Source organism: Porphyromonas sp. oral taxon 278 str. W7784, from assembly GCF_000467855.2.
Taxonomy (GTDB): domain Bacteria; phylum Bacteroidota; class Bacteroidia; order Bacteroidales; family Porphyromonadaceae; genus Porphyromonas.
The window spans coordinates 25,447-43,507 of the sequence record NZ_KI259228.1 but is presented as its reverse complement, the minus strand read 5'-3'; the positions used below and the strand labels follow the sequence as shown (position 1 = coordinate 43,507).

Genomic DNA, 18,061 nt, shown 5'->3' with positions numbered 1-18,061 from the left:
AAATGTTGACACTATATCACTGGAAATTAATGCTGTCTGCATCTTGTCAGAGTAGGTTGTTTAATCCTACCATGACTAAGCTTAAACTACCGAAGAATAGAGTAGATCCTTTGATGAAAAGTTAGGGCTAATCAATGAGCTTTCCTAGCTCAAGTTTGGTGTCTTCTATAGATGCTATATTCAAGGAGATCCCGACTAGATGTACATCTGTAAAAGCTCTAGTTAGAGGATTAGAGATCTGTAGTTTTTGGCTTATGAAATCGGTCGCAGGGTAGACTAAGATAGCTCGTTTGTTAGGAGTTATCCCGAATGAACTATAGGCCAGGACCTGGTGAAGATCACTCCTAAAGGACTCCTTCAGGTCTCCACTAATCTTCTCCCGATTGAACATGTGGCTTTTGTACTTTGCATCGATGATATACTGACAGTCATCTTTGTATACCACGAGGTCAGGTTCAAGATAACGCAAGGACCAAGCTGGAGAGCTCCCAGATATTGAGTAACGAGGGTTACACGCGATAGAGTAGTGTCGCTTTCGTGCTATCTCCTTGAAGAGAAGCTGGACATAGTGCTCAAATAGATCAGCATAGTTTACTCTCCAGGCTCGTTTTATCCTCCTCTGATTTTGAAGAATTACATTGGCAAGACGTTTGGCTTCTCTGATGACCATTGGATCGGAGGCATGCTCAACAAATGTGTCACATAACCTCAGCCTAGATGTATGGCCATAGATAGAACTCAATCGTGCTATTTGGGTAAGATACCTAGATCTGACGGCGATAGGTGTTTGGATTTTCTGAACTTCTGAGATAGCAAATAGGAGAACAGTAACCAGTTGTTTAAACTCCGAATGAAGTTTAGATAGCCTGTTCTCTCTAGTTAGATACCTCATCGCCATCTCCGGGGCAAAACTTCTCTGAGCATAAACTTCCCATCGTGTTCCACTGGTTGGTAAATCACGATCACGATCTATTACCTCAAACTTACACCATTGGGACCTTTCCACATGCTTCCAGAAATCAATGAATCTGCAGCACTCAAAGTAGAAAGGAGGCTCTACGGTAGAGTCTTGAATGTCGGGGAGACTAGAATGATACTCGGGCAATAAACTACCTTGTACGAATGTTAGTAGCCCAGAGATATCTTCTCTAAATCTGCCACGGATAGTCAGATCCTCGTAGGGTTTGCCATCTTTGGGAGATAATAGAGGGATGCTACCCGCATAGTTAGACGTGCTTAGTTGCAGAAGAGCTTTACCCAGCGAAGAATCAATATTTGCTCGAACACCAATAAAGTCAAAGGCACATTTATTCAGTGCAACAAAGCGTCTGAGTGTATCTACCCCATAGCGCTTGTCACATTTCCATGTCGCATTCAACTCTTCAAAAGAAATCGAGATATTCTCAAGAGTATAAAGCTTCCTCATATCGATTCGGGAGGAGTGAGACTACTCATATAAATGCACTTTAGCCTCTGTATAGAATAGTTGAGAGAAGCTATCTGCAGCCTTTTGTAAGAGGCCCTCAGCTAGGTACTCTTTGATTAATGGCATGAGCTCATAAATCAATCTTGTTTTCATAATCCCTTCATGAGCTTCGAGGTCTGTCAGGAAATAGCTTGGTCCTGGTTGAAGGTTAAGCTCTTCATCAGAAGCATATCTCTCGAAAATATCACAGAACTTATGAAATAATATCCCATCGAAGTGTCTCCCAGGCGTCTCGCCTGTGTTTATAGCTTGGGGGCGTATAGTATACCATGCAAACCGGCGACGAAGGGCAAAGTCTACTACTGCCAAACTCCTATCCGCTGTATTCATAGTTGCGATTACATCTAGGTTTTCGGGAAGTTGTGACAGTCTAAGAGAACCTACCTGTAATGTTGTCTCTCTCCCATCTGCATGGGTTTCAAAGAGGAAGAATACAGGGCCTAAGACATTGGATAGATTAGCTCTGTTTATTTCATCGATGATCAGAAGTACACGCTCTCCAGAGTCTTGCACTCGTTCGGCAGCTTTAATCGCCTCGACTAATTTGCCATCACAGGCTTCATATTTTAGCTGATCGGAAGACAGGTTTGGGCGAATGCCTCCCACAAAATCTGTATAGGAGGTCTCTGCATGAAATTGGATTAAGTAGGTCTCTGCATAGTCCTGAGCAATCTTTAGTGCATTGTAGGTTTTTCCTGTACCAGGAGCTCCCTGCAATACGACGAACCGCTTAAGCTTTAGGAGCTCCTTGATATCTCTTTCTATATCTATTGGTCGTTGTACCTTTTCGCGTAGGTATTCAATAGTATTATCCTGGTTTTTGCGTTGGGCAGTATTGGTCCCCCATCCTCTTACCTTAGCATACTGAGCTAACCATGCAGATATTGTAGTAAAGTCTCTATCTGGATCGACAATACAAGCTGCTAGTATGCAGTTTTTGTATCGTTTAATTGTTTCTTCAAGATCAGATAACCCTAGCTCCTCCCTATTCTCGATCGTTTCGAGTAATTCAGAGATAGAAGACTCTACATTCGTGAAGTCATTCTTGATGAAAGATTGTCCATCAGAAGTAGATAATTTTGTATATAGACGTCTAAGCCATGGGTTTGAGACGAGGTCATAGTCCCTTTGGAAACCTGCAGATCCGACAGCAATAGCAATGATACAGCCTCCATCCTTCTCTTGAGGGAAGACTACAAAGGATACATCATAATAGGGTCCAGTAGGAGCTTCTTCTGGCCTTACATAGCCAAAGTAAGCACCTCCTTCGCTAAAGCTCTTAGTACTGATATTGGATCGACTTACAGCATTGACGGTTCCTTTCTTTCCTTCATTCTTCATCTCAGAAGTGAAAAGTCCAAACTTAATGGCTTCTTCTTTGATTTTATCCTCTAGTTCTCGGGCATTCATGTCTGTACTATGCAGTGTGTTATAGTTCTGAAAAAATAAGAGATGGCCTCCTTTGCTCTTTTGCCTGTGATTGACTTTAAACTTACATGCGAATCAGAAACATCTGGCAAGGGATCTTACCATAAATCTAAGTGGTTAGACTATGGACTCTCAAAGTCTCCCAAATTTAGTCATTAAATACTTTCATGGGTTTGGAGGCAGTGAACTGCAGCAAGTCGTTATATCTAATAATCTAGGGGATAAGTACTTGTCCTTTCAGTTGGGTGTTCAGTTTATACTCCTAGTAGTGACCTTTCTCCTTATTCTGGGAGAAAGGTCTTAGTGTTGGGCAGTCATCTATTTCAGTTTCTAATTCCTACTTCCCATATACTTAAGGTACCCATCATGGGTCGATGAAGTGACCCATGCATGGGTGACCACGACGACCCATTCATGGGTCACCTGACCGACCCATGAATGGGGTACTTCTGCGAGCCATGGTGGCTCGTTCTGCTTCCCTAGCAAAGGGGGGGCAAACGGGCTTACCTACCCCTCAGGGCCAAAACGTATATGTTTTCTCCCAAGCTGGCTATACGTTGAGGAATAGCCTGGAAGAAGGAGGACTGTGAAAGGGGGATAATCCGCTAAGGTCATCGCAAATAAGCCGTGCCTTGAAAAAGGCTAATCCCTTCGGGCTGGGTTTCCTTGAGGTATTAGGGGCTTTTTTGTACCTTTGCCTCCGGATTTTCGGAGCCAATGACGCCCGCCTTCATAGGGCACTTCTCCGGCCCAATAGAACAGCTAAGGACAATAAGAAGCAAGATCATGGATGATTCCCTCCCGCCGAATGAGCGCTGTGTAAGCGCTCCTCGTTAGCAGTCGTCTTGCCTTACCCCGATCCTTACTCCGGTGGCTACGCGGTGAGCCGACATTCAGCCCTCTAGCACATAAGACCTAGAGCTCCGTCTCACCGACTTAGACACAAGCATAAATAAGATGAAGAGCTATCTTACCTTCGAGCCAGGACTGCCCGAGCTTGAAGAGTTTGCCCCAAACTGCTGGGTGCATGTCGAATGCCCCGACGAAGATGACTTCCTTTTCCTAACCAAGGAGCTGGGGATCCCCCGTGAATTTCTCTCCGACATCGCCGATATCGACGAGCGTCCTCGTGCTGAGCGTGAGGACGACTGGCTACTGACGATCCTTCGCATCCCTATGGACGGAGGCGGGCCGGGCATGCCCTATCAGACCGTGCCCATAGGGATCATCACGAGCCCAACGGCAACGGTATCCGTCTGCTACCGGCGCACGCAGCTCCTGCCCGACTTCATCAATCACATCCGGCGCAAGAACATCGGGATCTCCAACCAGATGGAGTTCATCACCCGGATGATCTACTCCTCAGCGGTATGGTTCCTGAAGTACCTGAAGCTCATGTACCTCGAGATCAATCGTGCGGAGAAGGAACTAGAGCTGAGTATCCGTAATGAAGACCTACTGCGTATCATGCGCCTTCAGCGGTCGCTCGTCTACTTCAGTACGTCTATCCGAGGCAACGAAGCGATGCTTGGGCGCCTTCGTACCACTTCGAGAGCGTCGAGCATCGACCCCGACCTCTTCGAAGACGTAAGCATTGAGCTGAGGCAGGCGTACAATACCATCAATATCTACACCGATATCGTGACGAGCATGATGGATGCCTCGGCGAACATCATCTCCAACAACGTCAACACCATCATGAAGCGAATGACCAGCATCTCCATCGTACTGACGATACCGACGATGATCTCCAGCTTCTTCGGGATGAACGTCGACGTCTATCTGGGAGAATGGTACTGGGCGTTCCTCGTCATCTTCTGCATCTCCGTCGCCATATCGGGGCTAGCCTTCTACCTCTTCCGAAAGATCAAGTGGTTCTAACCTAGCGAGCCTTATAAATAGCGATCCCCCCTGATGACTCTGCTCATCAGGGGGGATCGCTGTTTGTATAGGGGAGAGCCTAGGGATGCCTTACTCCTTGCCCGTGTCCAGCTCCGAGAGGCGGTAGGCTTCGTGGATGGCAGGATTACGCCTGAGGATGGAGCAGATCGCCTCTACCTGCTGGACGTCGAGTACTTTCACCGAGATCGTACCTTGGAAGACGCCGTCGAAGGCTTTCATGTTGATCGAGGTGATACTTACCTTGAAGTCCTCGAGGAGCACTTGCGAGATGGCGTTGATCAGGCCCTTGGAGTCAATGCCTCGGATGACCAAGGTCGTCTCGTAGATAGGAGCGTGGTACGTCCCCCAGGCGACGGATAGAAGGCGGTCGCCCTGAGCAGTCTTGTAGCGGGTAGCTTCCTGACAGGAGCGCTTGTGCACGATCACCTGTCCCTCGTCGGCGATGACCCCGAGGGCGTCATCGCCCGGGATGGGGTGACAGCAAGGGGCGAGCTTGTAGTTGAGCTTGCCGTCCTGCTCGATGAGTTCGTAGGGGTGTGACTTGTCGAAGTCCTTGGGCGAAGTCGGTGCTGTCTGCGGAGCGTCACTTTCCTTCTCCTTGCCTCCGAAGAGGGAAGAGAAGGCACGTGTCATGCGACTCTTACGGCTGGTAGCCTTGCCTTTGGCGACCTGGTCGAAGTCTTCAGGGAAGTCGAACGTCCCCTCTCCTAGCTGACGGAGGAAGGTATCGGGCTTGTCGTACTGATAGTAGTGCGCTAGGCGATTCAGCAGGGGGCCATTGAGTGTCTCTCCGATGCTCTTCAGACGGGCCGTAAGTAGCGCTTCCCCCTGAGCAATAGACTCACGCTGGCGACGGCGTAGGGCAGTCTCGATCTTCACCTTAGCGTAAGCCGTGACGACGTACTCGAGCCAACTAGGCTCGGGCTGTACCGTCTTACTCGTCAGGATCTCTACCTGATCCCCGTTGGAGAGGCGGTAGGAGATGGGGAGGACCTTATGGTTGACCTTCGCTCCGATACACGTGTCTCCTAGGTCCGTATGTACAGCGTAAGCGAAGTCGAGGACCGAGGCGTCTACCGGTAGCGTGATCGGGCGTCCCTTAGGTGTGAAAGCAGTGATGTCGTGGGCATAGAGACTGAGGTGAACGGTGTTGAGGAACTCCATGCCCTTCGAGTCTGGATGGTTTAGTACCTCCCGGATGGTATCAAGCCAAATCTCCAGCTCATGATCCTCTTCGACGACATCGTTCTTGTAGCGCCAGTGGGCTGCTAGCCCCTGTTCGGCTATCTCGTCCATACGACGGCTACGTATCTGGACTTCTATCCACTGCGCATCGGGTCCGAGTACCGTGAGATGAAGGGCCTGATAGCCGTTGCCCTTAGGGGTGGAGAGCCAGTCACGGAGTCGGTCGGGGCGGTTTCGGTAGATCTCGGTGATAGCGGTGTAGATATCCCAGCAGCGGTTCTTCTCGGGGTAGCCGTCACTGCTGTCGAAGATGATACGTACGGCGAAGAGGTCATAGACTTCCTCGAAGGGAATGCCCTTGATCTGCATCTTTCGCCAGATGGAGAAGCACCCCTTGACCCGGGTCTTCATCTCGTACTTGAGCCCCATCTCGTCAAAGCGTGCCTTCAGGGGTGCAGCGAAGCGATGGAAGAGGTCTTCACGACCGGCCTCGCTCTCCTTGACCTTGCGCTGGATCTCGTCGTAAGCATCGGGATGCTCGTAGCGGAAGCTCAGGTCCTCGAGCTCCGTCTTGATGGAGAAGAGGCCGAGGCGATCAGCTAGTGGAGCATAGAAGAAGGAGGTCTCCCCGGCGATCTTGAGCTGTTTGTCTGGCTTCATGGAGCCGAGGGTACGCATGTTGTGCAGGCGGTCGGCGATCTTGATGAGGATCACACGTGCGTCGTCCCCGATGGTGAGGAGGAGCTTGCGGATGTTCTGAGCCTGCAGGCTATCTATATTCTGGGGTACCTGCTCGGAGGAGATCTTGGTAAGTCCCTCGACGATCTGAGCGATCTTGTCCCCGAAGCCCCGACGTATATCCTCTACCGTGTACTCTGTATCCTCCACGACGTCATGCAGGAGTGCACTGCAGATGGAGGTAGAGCCAAGCCCCATCTCCTTGCAGACGATACGGGCTACGGCTATCGGGTGTAGGATGTAGGGCTCGCCACTGCGGCGTCGTACGAGGCCATGAGCCCGCCGAGCTAGTTGGAAGGCTTGCTCGATGATCTCGGTCTTCTGTCTATGTGGAGAGGCCATGTAGTCGGCGACCAGAGCCTGATACTCTTGGTTGATGAGAGCTTCCTCCTCGGGAGTGAAGTTGAGACTGATCTGTGCCATGAGTGGAAGATACGAGGGGTTAGAGCTGTGCGATCAGGTAGAGGGTGTAGGCGACGAAGCCTAGTACTAGGACGGCTCCCTCAGTGCGCTTGACGATGCGATCCCCGAAGAGCACGGAGAAGATGTAGAGTAGCACCCCCGAGACGATCATGACGGAGAAGTCCAGGGGGGTGACACCGCCGACCCGTATCGGCGTCACTGTAGAGCTGATGCCGAGGATGAGGAAGATATTGAAGATGTTTGACCCGACGATGTTCCCCACGGCTAGTTCGGGCTGCTTCTTCAGAGCAGCGACGACGGAGGTGGCGAGCTCGGGGAGCGAGGTCCCCGCCGCTACGATCGTCAGCCCGATGAAGCTCTCGCTCATCCCTAGGGCTCTGGCTATGGAAGAGGCTGAGGAGACGAATAGATCTCCCCCGTAGACGAGCGCAACGAGTCCTCCGATGATGAAGAGGATCAGGAGCCAGAGGGGATAGGCTTTCACCGGAGCATGATCAGCGTGTGGATCATCGGGGGAGCCCTTGGCTATGGCGAAGGTATAGGTGAGGAAGATGAGGAAGAACCCCAGTAGGACCATCCCCTCGCCACGGGTCAGTATATTCTCCGTAGCACCGATGCCTGAGAAGATCGTGTCGTAGGACAGGAAGAAGAGCACGAGGCTCGCTAGGATCATCAGAGGAAGCTCTCTACGGATGGTGCTCTGGGTGACTCGGATGGGAGCCACCACTGCTGTCACCCCTCCGATAGCGAGGACATTGAAGATATTAGAGCCTATGACATTCCCCATAGCTATATCGGCGTTGCCCTTGAGGGCGGACATGAGACTGACGATCAGCTCTGGGGCAGAGGTGCCAAAGGCTACGATGGTCAGTCCTACGACGAGCGGGGAGACACCCATACGACGGGCTAGGGTAGAGGCACCCTCGGTGAGGTAGTTCGCTCCTACGATGATCAATACGATCCCCAGGAGAAAGAGTAGAATGTCTACGATCATATACGAGAGGTTGGTGATCATATACGAGAGGTTGGTTGAGGAGATACAGTAGGGCTAATGGGAGCAACCGGTACAGCCTGAGCATCCGGAGCCAGGACCATTGCCCCCCTTCTTGGGGCGAAGCATCTGCCAGAGTGATCTCCCTATGAAGAAGACCACGATGATGAGGATGAGTGCGACGGCTATATTCTGAAACATAGGTAGCGGGATTAGCTCAGCAGGTGAGCGGTCTGATATACTACGAAGCAGATGAGCCAAGCGATACCACAGGAGTAGAGGGCTGAGAAGAAGCCCCACTTCCAGTGGCCTGACTCCCTACCGATAGCGATGAGGGTAGCGATACAGGGGAAGTACAGCAGGACGAAGAGCATGAAGCTGTAGGCGATGAGCGGGGTGAAGGAAGGGCTCCCGTCGGAGCGCTTCTCCTGCTTCATACGTGTCGAGAGTTGAGCGATGGCTTCATCCCCGTCGTCGCCATCGCCGGTATAGATGACACCCATGGTACTTACCACGACTTCCTTGGCCATGAGACCCGAGACGATACTTACCCCCATCTTCCAGTCGAAGCCCAGCGGGCGTATGATCGGTTCGCTGAGGTGACCGATACGGCCGATGATGGATTGCTCCTGATGATAGGTGGCGAAGCTATGCTCTAGCGAGTCGATCTGAGCCTGGCGGATAGCCTCGGGGAGGGCAGACTGCTGGAGCGCTTCGACCTGTTGATCCTTGATCGCCCGCTCCTTGTCTTGGCGAGGGTAGTAGCTCATGAACCACACGATGATCGACGCTGCTAATATCACGGTACCCATCTTCTGAAGGTACTGCTTGGAGCGCATCCACACGTGTATCGCTACCGAGCGTACCGTCGGCCTACGATAAGGGGGGAGCTCCATGACGAAGGGGATGTCCTCCCCCTTGAAGACTGCGCTTCGCAGGAGACGGGCAGACACTACAGCGATGAAGATACCTATGAGGTACAGGGAGAAGAGCACCAGGGTCGCCTGCCAAGGGATAGGGAAGAAGGCCGCGGCCAGGAGCAAGTAGACAGGCAGACGTGCCGAACAGCTCATGAACGGCAGGACAAGCATCGTGATGAGCCTGCTCTTACGACTCTCGATCATGCGGGTACTCATCACTGCCGGCACATTACATCCGAAGCCCATGATCAGGGGGATAAAGGACTTACCATGTAGCCCCATGCGGTGCATGAGCTTGTCCATAATGAAGGCTGCTCGGGCCATGTAGCCACTGTCCTCGAGGAGGGAGATGAAGAGGTAGAGGATGACGATCTGCGGTAGGAAGACGATCACGCCCCCCACGCCTGCCACGATCCCATCTACGAGGAGATCCCTCAGGGGGCCTTCACTCATGCTGGAGCCGAGCCACGCCCCGAGCTTCCCCACCAGACTATCTATTAGGTCCATCGGGTACTGCCCGAGGGTGAAGGTGAAGAAGAACATCAGCCCCATGAGTAGGAGGAAGAGCGGGAAGCCCCAGAGACGACTGGTCACGACATCGTCGATGCGGTCGGTGAGGGTACGCTTGCCCGAGTGCTTGGGGAAGTAGGTCTCCTTGAGTGCTCCAGAGATGAAGCCGTAGCGAGCATCGGTGATCAGAGACTCTGCCTCCTCGTCGGTATACTCACGGAGCTTGCGCAGGGCGAAGTCTCGAGCCGAGAGGAGGAAGCCTCCTCGGGTATGACGGGCGATGAGCCCCTCCTCGACGTCCTTGTCTCGCTCCAGGAGCTTGATCGCTAGAGAGCGGGCAGCGAGGGCATCGGTGATCTCGGTATGCTCCTGGATCTTCTCCGTCAGCTCCTCGATCAGGGGCTCTAGGGTAGGTCCATAGGGGATACGTAGCGGGCGGAGCTTCCCTGTCTCTGGGCTGAAGAGGCTTTCGTCCCCCGCCTTGATCCCCTTAGCTACGCTGATGATCTCATCGAAGAGCGCCTCCAGCCCCAGCCCTGTACGGCAGATGGTGGGGATCATAGGTATGCCGAGGAGGCGGGAGAGGCGAGGGTAGTCGAAGTACTCCTCTCGCTGCATGAACTCATCGAACATATTCAGAGCCACGACCACCGGCAGACCCAGCTCCTTGAGCTGTAGCGTCAGGTAGAGGTTGCGCTCGATATTGCAGGTGTCGACGACGTTGAGCACCAGGTCAGGGCGCTGGCTCCCCGTCAGGTAGTTGCGTATATAGATCTCCTCGGGGCTGTAGGGCGAGAGGGAGTAGGAGCCTGGTAGGTCGATGAGCTCGATACGATAGCCTCCGTAGTAGATGTAGCCCGTCTTAGCCTCGATCGTCACCCCGCTATAGTTGCCCACGTGCTCATGGGCGCCACTAGCTTGGTTGAAGAGGGAAGTCTTCCCGCAGTTCGGGTTGCCCAAGAGGGCAATGCGTAGCGTCGGGAGCGTCTTGGAGCGAAGCCCCGAATGCTCCCGATGATGGAGGCTGTGGAGCTCAGGCGCTGGTAGAGGCTCTTCGGGAGCTTCGGCGGGCTCACGTTCCAGTTCGAAGGGCTCAAGGAGGCGCACTTCGATGCGCTCGGCATCCTTGTGACGGAGCGAGACGTTGTAGTCAAGGATCTTGTAGTAGATGGGATCCTTGAGTGGTGCGTTGTGTACGGCAGTGATCTCCTTACCCTGGACGAAGCCCATCTCAAGGATACGCTTCCTGAAGGCTCCTGATCCGCCGACACGCACGATGACGGCTTTCTGTCCCGTCTGTAGCTGAGCTAAGTTCATACCTACAAAGTTATGTAAAAAGCACTAGTTCCCCAGAGCCTCTGGGCTCTTCTCTTTCCTAGGGCACACAAGTGAAGACTTTATCTGGGAAGTAAGCCCATGAGGAGGGCTTTAGTACAATAAGCGGAGAAGGCGCATGGAGGTTCGTCCATCCCCTTTTTCTTTGCCCATTTCGGTCGAAGGAGAGGGGTGATGGGAGGAGGGGGCTATTCAGCTCAGGAGTCCGCCTTCATTTCATCCGCCTTAGAAGCATCAAGGTTGCCTAATGAGTGTTTGCAGTAGCGCCTCTAGAGAGGTACTACTGTTGCCTCGAGGGAGGCGCTAGTAGTGCCACTAGTTGGGGACTACTAGCGAAGCTTCGCCTAGCCTAGGGGAGAGGCGAAGGAGGTAGAATTGCACAGATGGGAGAAGTGTGTGCTAATGCGGGTTGTTGTGCATAGTAGTTTGCAATTTGGATATTTATCATATCTTTGCCGTGCAAGGACCTAGGAGAGCGGTCTAAGGCCAAGCACTACCGCCCCCTCCGAAGCCTTACGTACAGACCAGTCTACATTAAACTAACCTCATTAGCATTATGCAAGAGCAACCCCAGTTTAAGTCAGGAGTATGGGAAGTCGAACTCAATGTTCGTGACTTCGTCGCTCAGAATGTAACCCCCTACGATGGAGACGCCTCCTTCCTTTGTGGCCCCACAGAGAAGACCCGCCGTGTGTGGGAGCACTGCCTTCAGGCACTCAAGGAAGAACGTGAGAACAATGGCGTACGCTCCATCGACACGAGCACCGTCTCCGGCATCACCGCCTTCGCTCCTGGCTACATAGACAAAGAGAATGAAGTGGTCTTCGGTCTACAGACGGACCAGGTCCTTCGTCGTGCTATGAAACCCTTCGGAGGATACAAGGTCGTCGAGAAGGCTGTCCATGAGAATGGCCTCGAGGTAGATCCTCGTGTCACCGACATCTTCACCCACTACCGCAAGACCCACAACGATGGCGTCTTCGACGTCTATACGGATGAGATCCGCTCCTTCCGCTCCAATAGCTTCCTCACCGGTCTGCCTGACAACTATGCCCGTGGTCGCATCATCGGTGACTACCGTCGCCTAGCGCTCTACGGTGCCGATCGCCTCATCGCCTGGAAGAAGGAAGACCTAGCAGGTATCCATGGACCTATGACGGAGCATGTCATCCGTCTACGAGAGGAAGTGGCTGAGCAGATCCGTGCTCTCAAGAAGATCGTAGAGATGGCAGCTGGCTACGGCTTCGACGTGCGTCGTCCAGCCTATACCGCTAGCGAAGCCGTCCAGTGGGTGTACTTCGCCTACCTGGCTGCTATCAAGGATCAGGATGGTGCAGCTATGTCTCTGGGGAATGTGTCGAGCTTCCTCGATATCTACATCCAGTACGAGCTCGACCATGGTACGATCACTGAAGAGCTTGCTCAGGAACTGATCGACCAGTTCGTCATCAAGCTACGTATGGTCCGCCACCTGCGCATGGACTCCTACAATGAGATCTTCGCTGGTGACCCTACCTGGGTAACAGAGTCGATCGGAGGACGTCTCTTCGATGGCCGCCACAAGGTCACCAAGACTAGCTTCCGCTTCCTCAACACGCTCTATAACCTCGGGCCAAGTCCTGAACCCAACCTTACGGTCCTGTGGAGTCCCTCCCTACCAGAAGGCTTCAAGGAATTCGCTGCACAGGTCTCCATCGATACCTCTTCTATTCAGTACGAGAATGATGATCTGATGCGTGCTACCCGCAATTCGGACGACTACGGGATCGCTTGCTGCGTGTCCTATCAGGAGATCGGTAAGCACATCCAGTTCTTCGGCGCACGTACTAATCTAGCCAAGGCTCTTCTACTAGCGATCAACGGCGGACGCTGTGAGATCTCTGGTACACTCATGGTCGAAGGGATCCCCGAACTGAAGGGTGAGGTGCTCAACTTCCAAGAGGTCTGGGACAACTACCTCAAGGTACTCAAGACCATCGCACGCGTGTACAATGACTCGATGAACATCATCCACTACATGCACGACAAGTATTATTACGAGGCGGCGCAGATGGCGTTCATTGACACCGATCCCAAGATCAACCTCGCCTACGGTGTCGCTGGTCTCTCCATCGCAGCAGACTCGCTCTCGGCGATCCGCTACGCTAAGGTCACCCCGATCCGCAACGAGCAAGGTCTCACCGAAGACTTCAAGGTCGAGGGAGAGTTCCCCTGCTATGGCAACGATGATGACCGTGCTGATACCATCGCCTACGATATCACGCATATCTTCTCGGGTCTCCTCAAGGAACTCCCCGTCTACAAGAATGCTGAGCCTACGCTCTCTGTCCTGACCATCACCTCCAATGTGATGTACGGCAAGAAGACTGGCGCTACCCCTGACGGGCGTGCCAAGGGCGTAGCGTTCGCTCCAGGGGCTAACCCCATGCACGGCCGAGACAACCACGGGGCTATCGCTTCACTCAGCTCGGTAGCTAAGCTCGACTACACCGATGCCGCCGACGGGATCAGCAATACCTTCAGTATCATCCCTCACTCGCTCGGGTCGAACAAGCAGGAGCAGAACGAGAACCTCATCTCTATGATGGACGGTTACTTCTCCAAGGGGGCGCACCACCTCAACGTCAACGTGCTCAATCGTGAGATGCTCGAGGATGCTATGATCCATCCAGAGAACTATCCTCAGCTGACGATCCGTGTCTCCGGCTATGCTGTGAACTTCGTCAAGCTCAGCCGTGAACACCAGCTCGAGGTCATCTCTCGCTCCTTCCACCAGCGCATGCGCTAGCCTAGGAGACGCTCCGAATCTCTATAACTAAAGTGGCGGGCGAAGGATCGGTACCGACCCTTCGCCCGCCCTCTTTCTTGCAGGTCATGCTACGTATTCATTCCTTCGAGTCCATGGGGACGTTTGATGGTCCTGGGCTTCGTCTCGTCGTCTTCCTCCAAGGGTGCAACTTCCAGTGCCTCTACTGTGCCAACCCTGACACCATCCCCATAGGTCAGGGCGGGAAGCTCATAGAGGAGGGGGAGGTGCTACGCCGTGCCCTGAGCGAACGTCCCTTCTTCGGCAAGCGTGGAGGGATCACTTTTAGTGGTGGAGAGCCTACCGTGCAGGCCGAAGCCCTCATCCCTCTGTGCCGTCAGCTCAAGGCCGAGGGTATCCATATCTGCTTAGACAGCCAAGGTAGTATCCGCAATCGCTATGTCGACGAGCTCCTCTCCATCGTAGATATGGTGCTCCTAGACTGTAAGCATATCCTCCCTGAGGCTCACCGTCGTCTGACTACACAGTCCAATGCCAACACCCTAGCGACGGCGGAGCAACTACGCCAGATGGGTAAGCCCGTCCGTATGCGCTACGTGCTTGTCCCTGGGTACAGTGACCAGCCAGAGGCCTTGCATGCCTTAGGGCAACGCTTCGGTAGCTACGAGAATATCGAGCGCCTAGAGCTCCTGCCCTACCATACCTATGGCAAGCATAAGTACGAGACCCTCGGACGTGCTTATCCTCTGGAGCAGGTACATGAGCCTACCCACGAGGAGATCGCTGCTGCTCAGGAGATACTAGAGCAGTACTTCCTCGTCGTCTGGACGCAATAGTCGGGAGGTGCTAGTAGCGACACGCCCCCGTCCCCATGTCCGACGCCTTCCCGCATAGGATGTCGCCGTCCTGCCGTCTTAGATGCTGGTGCCGTCTCTATCCCGACGCTGATCTCCTCCACTAAGAGCTGCCTTTACCTTCCCTCGATAGCTACCTCCGCCATCTCCGCCTATATAATAATGGTATACCTCCAGACTAGGGGATCGAAGGGTATGCCTAGGTTTGGTGAAATCCTGTTATCTTTGTGAACTACTTCTCAGAGTATCTGTGCGTTCTTTGTCTTGCTTATGCCTATCTACAGAGACGCACTAGAGGTATGTAGATAGGAGTAGGTGGCTTGAAATTATGATCAATAGAGTACTTATACGCACCCGTGTACTACAGGTGGCCTATGCCCACCTCCATCGTGGAGAGCTTCGGCTTGCCACTGCTGAGCAGGATCTCTTGCTCAGCCTTCATCGCACGTATGACCTTTATCTCTTCCTCCTTCAGCTCATTCCTTCGCTTACGGAGTTTCACCGCGAGGTCCTAGAGATCCGCAAGAAGAAACACCTAGCTACGAAGGCCGAGCGCAGCCCCAACCTTCGCCTTGTAGAGAATCGCCTAGCAGCGAAGCTCGCTTCGTCCGAGAAGCTGAGCTCCTGGTATGAAGGCTTCAATCTTCGCTGGGAGGAGGATGAATCACTCCTTCGCCATCTGCTCCGCCGTATCGAGGCCTCCGAGATCTATGCTCACTACCTCCAGGCAGAGGAGTCGACCTTCGAGCTGGACCGAGACTTCTGGGTAGAGATCTTCCATGAGCTCTTCGCCACAGACGAAGAGCTGGCAGAGATGCTTGAGCAGAACTCCATCTACTGGGAAGACGATTTAAAGTGTACGGAGAAGGCAGAGACAGAGGAGCGCCCCGCTAGTGAAGACGAAGCCGTCGAGCAAGCGCTCGCCGAGGCTCGTCAGGCAGGCGCCTACCAGAGCCTTCGCCTAGAGAACGGCCCCGTAGAGATCGTCAAGGACTTCGTGGAGAAGACACTGAGAAAGAGTGAGGAGGAGAACGCCTTCGACCAGGAGATCCGCCCTGCTTTCAAGGATGAGGATGACGAGCGCTTTGCCCGCATGCTCTTCCGCCAAACCCTCCTGAAGTACAGTGAGCAGATGAAGCTCATCGAACCAGTGCTTAGCACGGAGTGGAGTAGTGAGCGTCTGGCTGACATCGATGCTCTCCTGCTCAACCTAGGCTTGACAGAGTTCCTCTACTTCCCTATGATCCCCACCCAGATCACCATCAACGAGTACGTGGAGCTAGCGAAGCACTTCTCTACGGCGCACAGTGCCTCCTTCGTCAATGGGGTGCTTGATGCCTTGGCTCGCAAGCTCAAGGAAGAGGGTAAGATCCTCAAGCAGTAACAGTACGTATTATTTACTCAATCTTAATAAGCAAAACGAATGGAAATGATTTTCCTCCAGGCTTCTGGTCAGGCCGGTGCAGGCAGTGGCTTCTCCACGATCATCATGATGGTCGCTATTTTCGTCATCTTCTGGCTCTTCATGATCCGTCCCCAGCAGAAGAGACAGAAGGAGCTACAGAAGAAGCGTGAAGCGCTCAGCGTCAACGACCGCATCGTCTCCTCTGGTGGCCTCTACGGAGTGATCAAGGATATCAAGGAGACTGAGTTCGTCGTCGAGATCGCAGAAGGCGTACGTGTCCGTATGGACAAGGGCTCTGTCTTCCCCGCTGGCGACGCTCCTGCTGACGCCAAGTAAGCCCTCCTAAGACCCTACTTATATAGAGGCTGCTCGGTCACCAGATACGGGCAGCCTCTCTTCATAGCTCTACCGATAGAGCGGACCAACGAGTACGAGCCATGCGATTAGATCTGAAGAATCCCACTCCTAGCAAGCCTATTGTAGCTAAGAGTCTCAAGCCCTCTCCACGGAGACGGCGTAGAAGTCGAGAGTTCCTTACCTTCCTCGTCTTCGTCCTTCTCTCGGCTACATTCTGGTTCGTGCAGAGCCTCCAGCGTCGCTTCACTTACACGCTGCGTATCCCCGTGACCTATGATTCGATCCCTCCGGAAGTGGGCCTTCAGTCCAAGCTCCCTGAGTTCATCGAAGTAAGTCTTGAGGACGAAGGGGGGCGCTTCCTCGAATATAGCATGCGTGGTATCGCCCCGATACGCCTGCACCCTCAGCGGGATCAACAGCTCATCGGAGGCTTCTCGATCTCTGCTAGTGCCCTCTCGGCAGAGGTGCGTAGTCGCCTCTCTTCGTCGGCACGCATCATCTCCGTCTCCCCCTCTGCGATCAACGCCTCAGCCTATCGTAGACAGAGGAAGGTGCTACCGATCACCCTCGGGAGTCTCCCTCAGATAGCTACGGGCTATGCCGTAGGAGAGATAGAGCTTACTCCAGCGGAAGTGACGGTCTTTGCCTCGGGTCGTACCCTGGATACACTGACGTCGCTTCGTACGGAGCCCTTCGCTGAGGAGACTCTGACGACTACTACGACGACGAAGGTGCGTATCCATCTCCCCGAGGGTGTCTATGCTTCTACTACGATGGTGCAGGTACATATCCCTGTGGAGCAACTCACTGAGCAGACCTTCACCCTTCCCGTAGAGGTGACGGGCCTTCCCGAAGGCTTCATCCTTCAGCCTCTGCCTAGCTCTGCTACGATTCAGCTGACGCTACCTCGCTCCCGCTACAAGGAGATCCAGCCCGAAGATCTGACGCTCGCTGTAGCCTATCCTACCTTGGTCTCCAGTGGTGAGGCTAAGTCCGACGCACCTCGACAGCTTCCGATTCAGCTGATCAAGAAGCCCGATTGGCTCAAGAATTATCGTATCACTCCCGACCATGTGCAGTATGTCATCGAGGAGAGGAAGTAGCTCGCTCTCCGCATTCTTTTCAGAAGGTATCTATACTATCGGCCTAACGGGTGGTATAGGTGCGGGCAAGAGCTATGTGGCTCGTATGCTCCAGGAGCGCCACATCCCAGTCTACGCTACCGACCAGAGAGCGAAGGCCCTCTATGATGAGGACGAGGAGCTACGCGAATCCATGATAAGGCTTTGTGGTAAGGAGATCTATTCTACAGAGGGGCATCTAGATCGTGCCTACTTGGCCTCGCTGATCTTCGCTGATCGTGCCCTCCTGGAGGAAGTGAATAAGCTCGTCCACCCTGCCGTACGTAGAGACTTCTGTCGCTGGCGTAGTGAACTGGTGGAGTCAGGCCTTCGCCTCTGTGCGCTGGAGAGTGCTTTGCTCCTTGGTGCTGGGCTGGATGAGTATGTCGACTTAGTCGTAGCGGTAGTGGCCGAGGAGTCGGTGCGCCTCACCCGAGCTATGCTCCGTGATGGAGCTAGTGAAGAGTCAGTGCGAGCACGTATTCAGCACCAGATGGCCGAGGAGGAACTTATAGATCGTGCAGACTATATCCTCTACAATGACGATGCTCATCCCCTCGCTCCTCAGATCGATCGCCTACTGGCTGCACTTCCCCTCTGACCCGCTTTACGGAGTCTATTCTCCCAAATATCCCTACT

Annotated in this window: 13 protein-coding genes; 7 read left to right on the top strand and 6 right to left on the bottom strand. The window is 53.4% G+C overall.

The window, feature by feature from the left end; genetic code table 11:
- Window positions 1-127: 127 nt before the first annotated feature.
- Both HMPREF1556_RS02545 and HMPREF1556_RS02540 read right to left on the bottom strand, forming a co-directional pair.
- Entirely contained in the window at window positions 128-1,426 is a 1,299-nt protein-coding gene (locus HMPREF1556_RS02545; protein WP_021666655.1) for a hypothetical protein, read from the bottom strand.
- A 21-nt stretch (window positions 1,427-1,447) separates the two neighbouring features.
- A complete protein-coding gene (locus tag HMPREF1556_RS02540) occupies window positions 1,448-2,896 on the bottom strand; it encodes an McrB family protein (protein WP_021666654.1) in 1,449 nt (482 codons plus the stop codon).
- Window positions 2,897-3,871: 975 nt separating this feature from the next.
- Between HMPREF1556_RS02540 and HMPREF1556_RS02530 the strand changes: the two genes are divergently transcribed.
- Window positions 3,872-4,795, top strand: a complete 924-nt coding sequence (locus HMPREF1556_RS02530) for a magnesium transporter CorA family protein (RefSeq protein WP_021666651.1) — start codon at window positions 3,872-3,874, stop codon at window positions 4,793-4,795.
- A 90-nt stretch (window positions 4,796-4,885) separates the two neighbouring features.
- Here HMPREF1556_RS02530 and HMPREF1556_RS02525 read toward each other — a convergent pair whose 3' ends face one another.
- The 4 genes from HMPREF1556_RS02525 to feoB are packed head-to-tail and all read right to left on the bottom strand — an operon-like array spanning window position 4,886 to window position 10,900.
- Window positions 4,886-7,162 carry a bifunctional (p)ppGpp synthetase/guanosine-3',5'-bis(diphosphate) 3'-pyrophosphohydrolase gene (locus tag HMPREF1556_RS02525; RefSeq protein WP_021666650.1) on the bottom strand — a complete coding sequence of 759 codons (2,277 nt, stop codon included), beginning with the start codon at window positions 7,160-7,162 and terminating at the stop codon, window positions 4,886-4,888.
- Window positions 7,163-7,181: 19 nt separating this feature from the next.
- Window positions 7,182-8,156 carry a calcium/sodium antiporter gene (locus HMPREF1556_RS02520; protein ID WP_044125151.1) on the bottom strand — a complete coding sequence of 325 codons (975 nt, stop codon included), beginning with the start codon at window positions 8,154-8,156 and terminating at the stop codon, window positions 7,182-7,184.
- Window positions 8,157-8,210: 54 nt separating this feature from the next.
- Window positions 8,211-8,354 carry a FeoB-associated Cys-rich membrane protein gene (locus tag HMPREF1556_RS02515; protein ID WP_021666648.1) on the bottom strand — a complete coding sequence of 48 codons (144 nt, stop codon included), beginning with the start codon at window positions 8,352-8,354 and terminating at the stop codon, window positions 8,211-8,213.
- A gap of 11 nt (window positions 8,355-8,365) precedes the next feature.
- Complete coding sequence (feoB, locus tag HMPREF1556_RS02510; protein ID WP_021666647.1) at window positions 8,366-10,900, bottom strand: ferrous iron transport protein B; 2,535 nt, start codon at window positions 10,898-10,900, stop codon at window positions 8,366-8,368.
- Between the two features lie 574 nt (window positions 10,901-11,474).
- On the opposite strand from feoB, the gene pflB reads away from it, so the two are divergent.
- The 6 genes from pflB to coaE all read left to right on the top strand — a co-directional run bounded on the left by pflB (window position 11,475) and on the right by coaE (window position 18,023).
- Complete coding sequence (gene pflB / locus HMPREF1556_RS02505) at window positions 11,475-13,706, top strand: formate C-acetyltransferase (protein WP_021666646.1); 2,232 nt, start codon at window positions 11,475-11,477, stop codon at window positions 13,704-13,706.
- 86 nt (window positions 13,707-13,792) lie between these two features.
- Window positions 13,793-14,521, top strand: a complete 729-nt coding sequence (pflA, locus tag HMPREF1556_RS02500) for a pyruvate formate-lyase-activating protein (RefSeq protein ID WP_021666645.1) — start codon at window positions 13,793-13,795, stop codon at window positions 14,519-14,521.
- Window positions 14,522-14,867: 346 nt separating this feature from the next.
- Window positions 14,868-15,923 carry a transcription antitermination factor NusB gene (nusB, locus tag HMPREF1556_RS02495; protein ID WP_021666644.1) on the top strand — a complete coding sequence of 352 codons (1,056 nt, stop codon included), beginning with the start codon at window positions 14,868-14,870 and terminating at the stop codon, window positions 15,921-15,923.
- 39 nt (window positions 15,924-15,962) lie between these two features.
- Window positions 15,963-16,280 (top strand): preprotein translocase subunit YajC, encoded by a 318-nt coding sequence (gene yajC / locus HMPREF1556_RS02490; RefSeq protein WP_021666643.1) that lies wholly within the window; start codon window positions 15,963-15,965, stop codon window positions 16,278-16,280.
- Window positions 16,281-16,381: 101 nt separating this feature from the next.
- Window positions 16,382-17,404, top strand: coding sequence for a YbbR-like domain-containing protein (locus HMPREF1556_RS02485; protein ID WP_021666642.1), 1,023 nt, complete (start codon window positions 16,382-16,384; stop codon window positions 17,402-17,404).
- Window positions 17,382-18,023, top strand: coding sequence for a dephospho-CoA kinase (gene coaE / locus HMPREF1556_RS02480; protein ID WP_044125135.1), 642 nt, complete (start codon window positions 17,382-17,384; stop codon window positions 18,021-18,023). The genes HMPREF1556_RS02485 and coaE overlap by 23 nt, the downstream gene beginning before the upstream one ends.
- Window positions 18,024-18,061 lie beyond the last annotated feature (38 nt).

What these genes read in the sequence shown, in the direction of transcription:
- HMPREF1556_RS02485 (WP_021666642.1), top strand. Translation starts at nt 16,382, where the DNA reads ATGCGATTAGATCTGAAGAATCCCACTCCTAGCAAGCCTATTGTAGCT.
- HMPREF1556_RS02515 (WP_021666648.1), bottom strand. Translation starts at nt 8,354, where the DNA reads ATGTTTCAGAATATAGCCGTCGCACTCATCCTCATCATCGTGGTCTTC.
- HMPREF1556_RS02525 (WP_021666650.1), bottom strand. Translation starts at nt 7,162, where the DNA reads ATGGCACAGATCAGTCTCAACTTCACTCCCGAGGAGGAAGCTCTCATC.
- coaE (WP_044125135.1), top strand. Translation starts at nt 17,382, where the DNA reads ATGTCATCGAGGAGAGGAAGTAGCTCGCTCTCCGCATTCTTTTCAGAA.
- HMPREF1556_RS02530 (WP_021666651.1), top strand. Translation starts at nt 3,872, where the DNA reads ATGAAGAGCTATCTTACCTTCGAGCCAGGACTGCCCGAGCTTGAAGAG.
- pflA (WP_021666645.1), top strand. Translation starts at nt 13,793, where the DNA reads ATGCTACGTATTCATTCCTTCGAGTCCATGGGGACGTTTGATGGTCCT.
- pflB (WP_021666646.1), top strand. Translation starts at nt 11,475, where the DNA reads ATGCAAGAGCAACCCCAGTTTAAGTCAGGAGTATGGGAAGTCGAACTC.
- yajC (WP_021666643.1), top strand. Translation starts at nt 15,963, where the DNA reads ATGGAAATGATTTTCCTCCAGGCTTCTGGTCAGGCCGGTGCAGGCAGT.
- HMPREF1556_RS02540 (WP_021666654.1), bottom strand. Translation starts at nt 2,896, where the DNA reads ATGAATGCCCGAGAACTAGAGGATAAAATCAAAGAAGAAGCCATTAAG.
- HMPREF1556_RS02545 (WP_021666655.1), bottom strand. Translation starts at nt 1,426, where the DNA reads ATGAGGAAGCTTTATACTCTTGAGAATATCTCGATTTCTTTTGAAGAG.
- feoB (WP_021666647.1), bottom strand. Translation starts at nt 10,900, where the DNA reads ATGAACTTAGCTCAGCTACAGACGGGACAGAAAGCCGTCATCGTGCGT.
- HMPREF1556_RS02520 (WP_044125151.1), bottom strand. Translation starts at nt 8,156, where the DNA reads ATGATCGTAGACATTCTACTCTTTCTCCTGGGGATCGTATTGATCATC.
- nusB (WP_021666644.1), top strand. Translation starts at nt 14,868, where the DNA reads ATGATCAATAGAGTACTTATACGCACCCGTGTACTACAGGTGGCCTAT.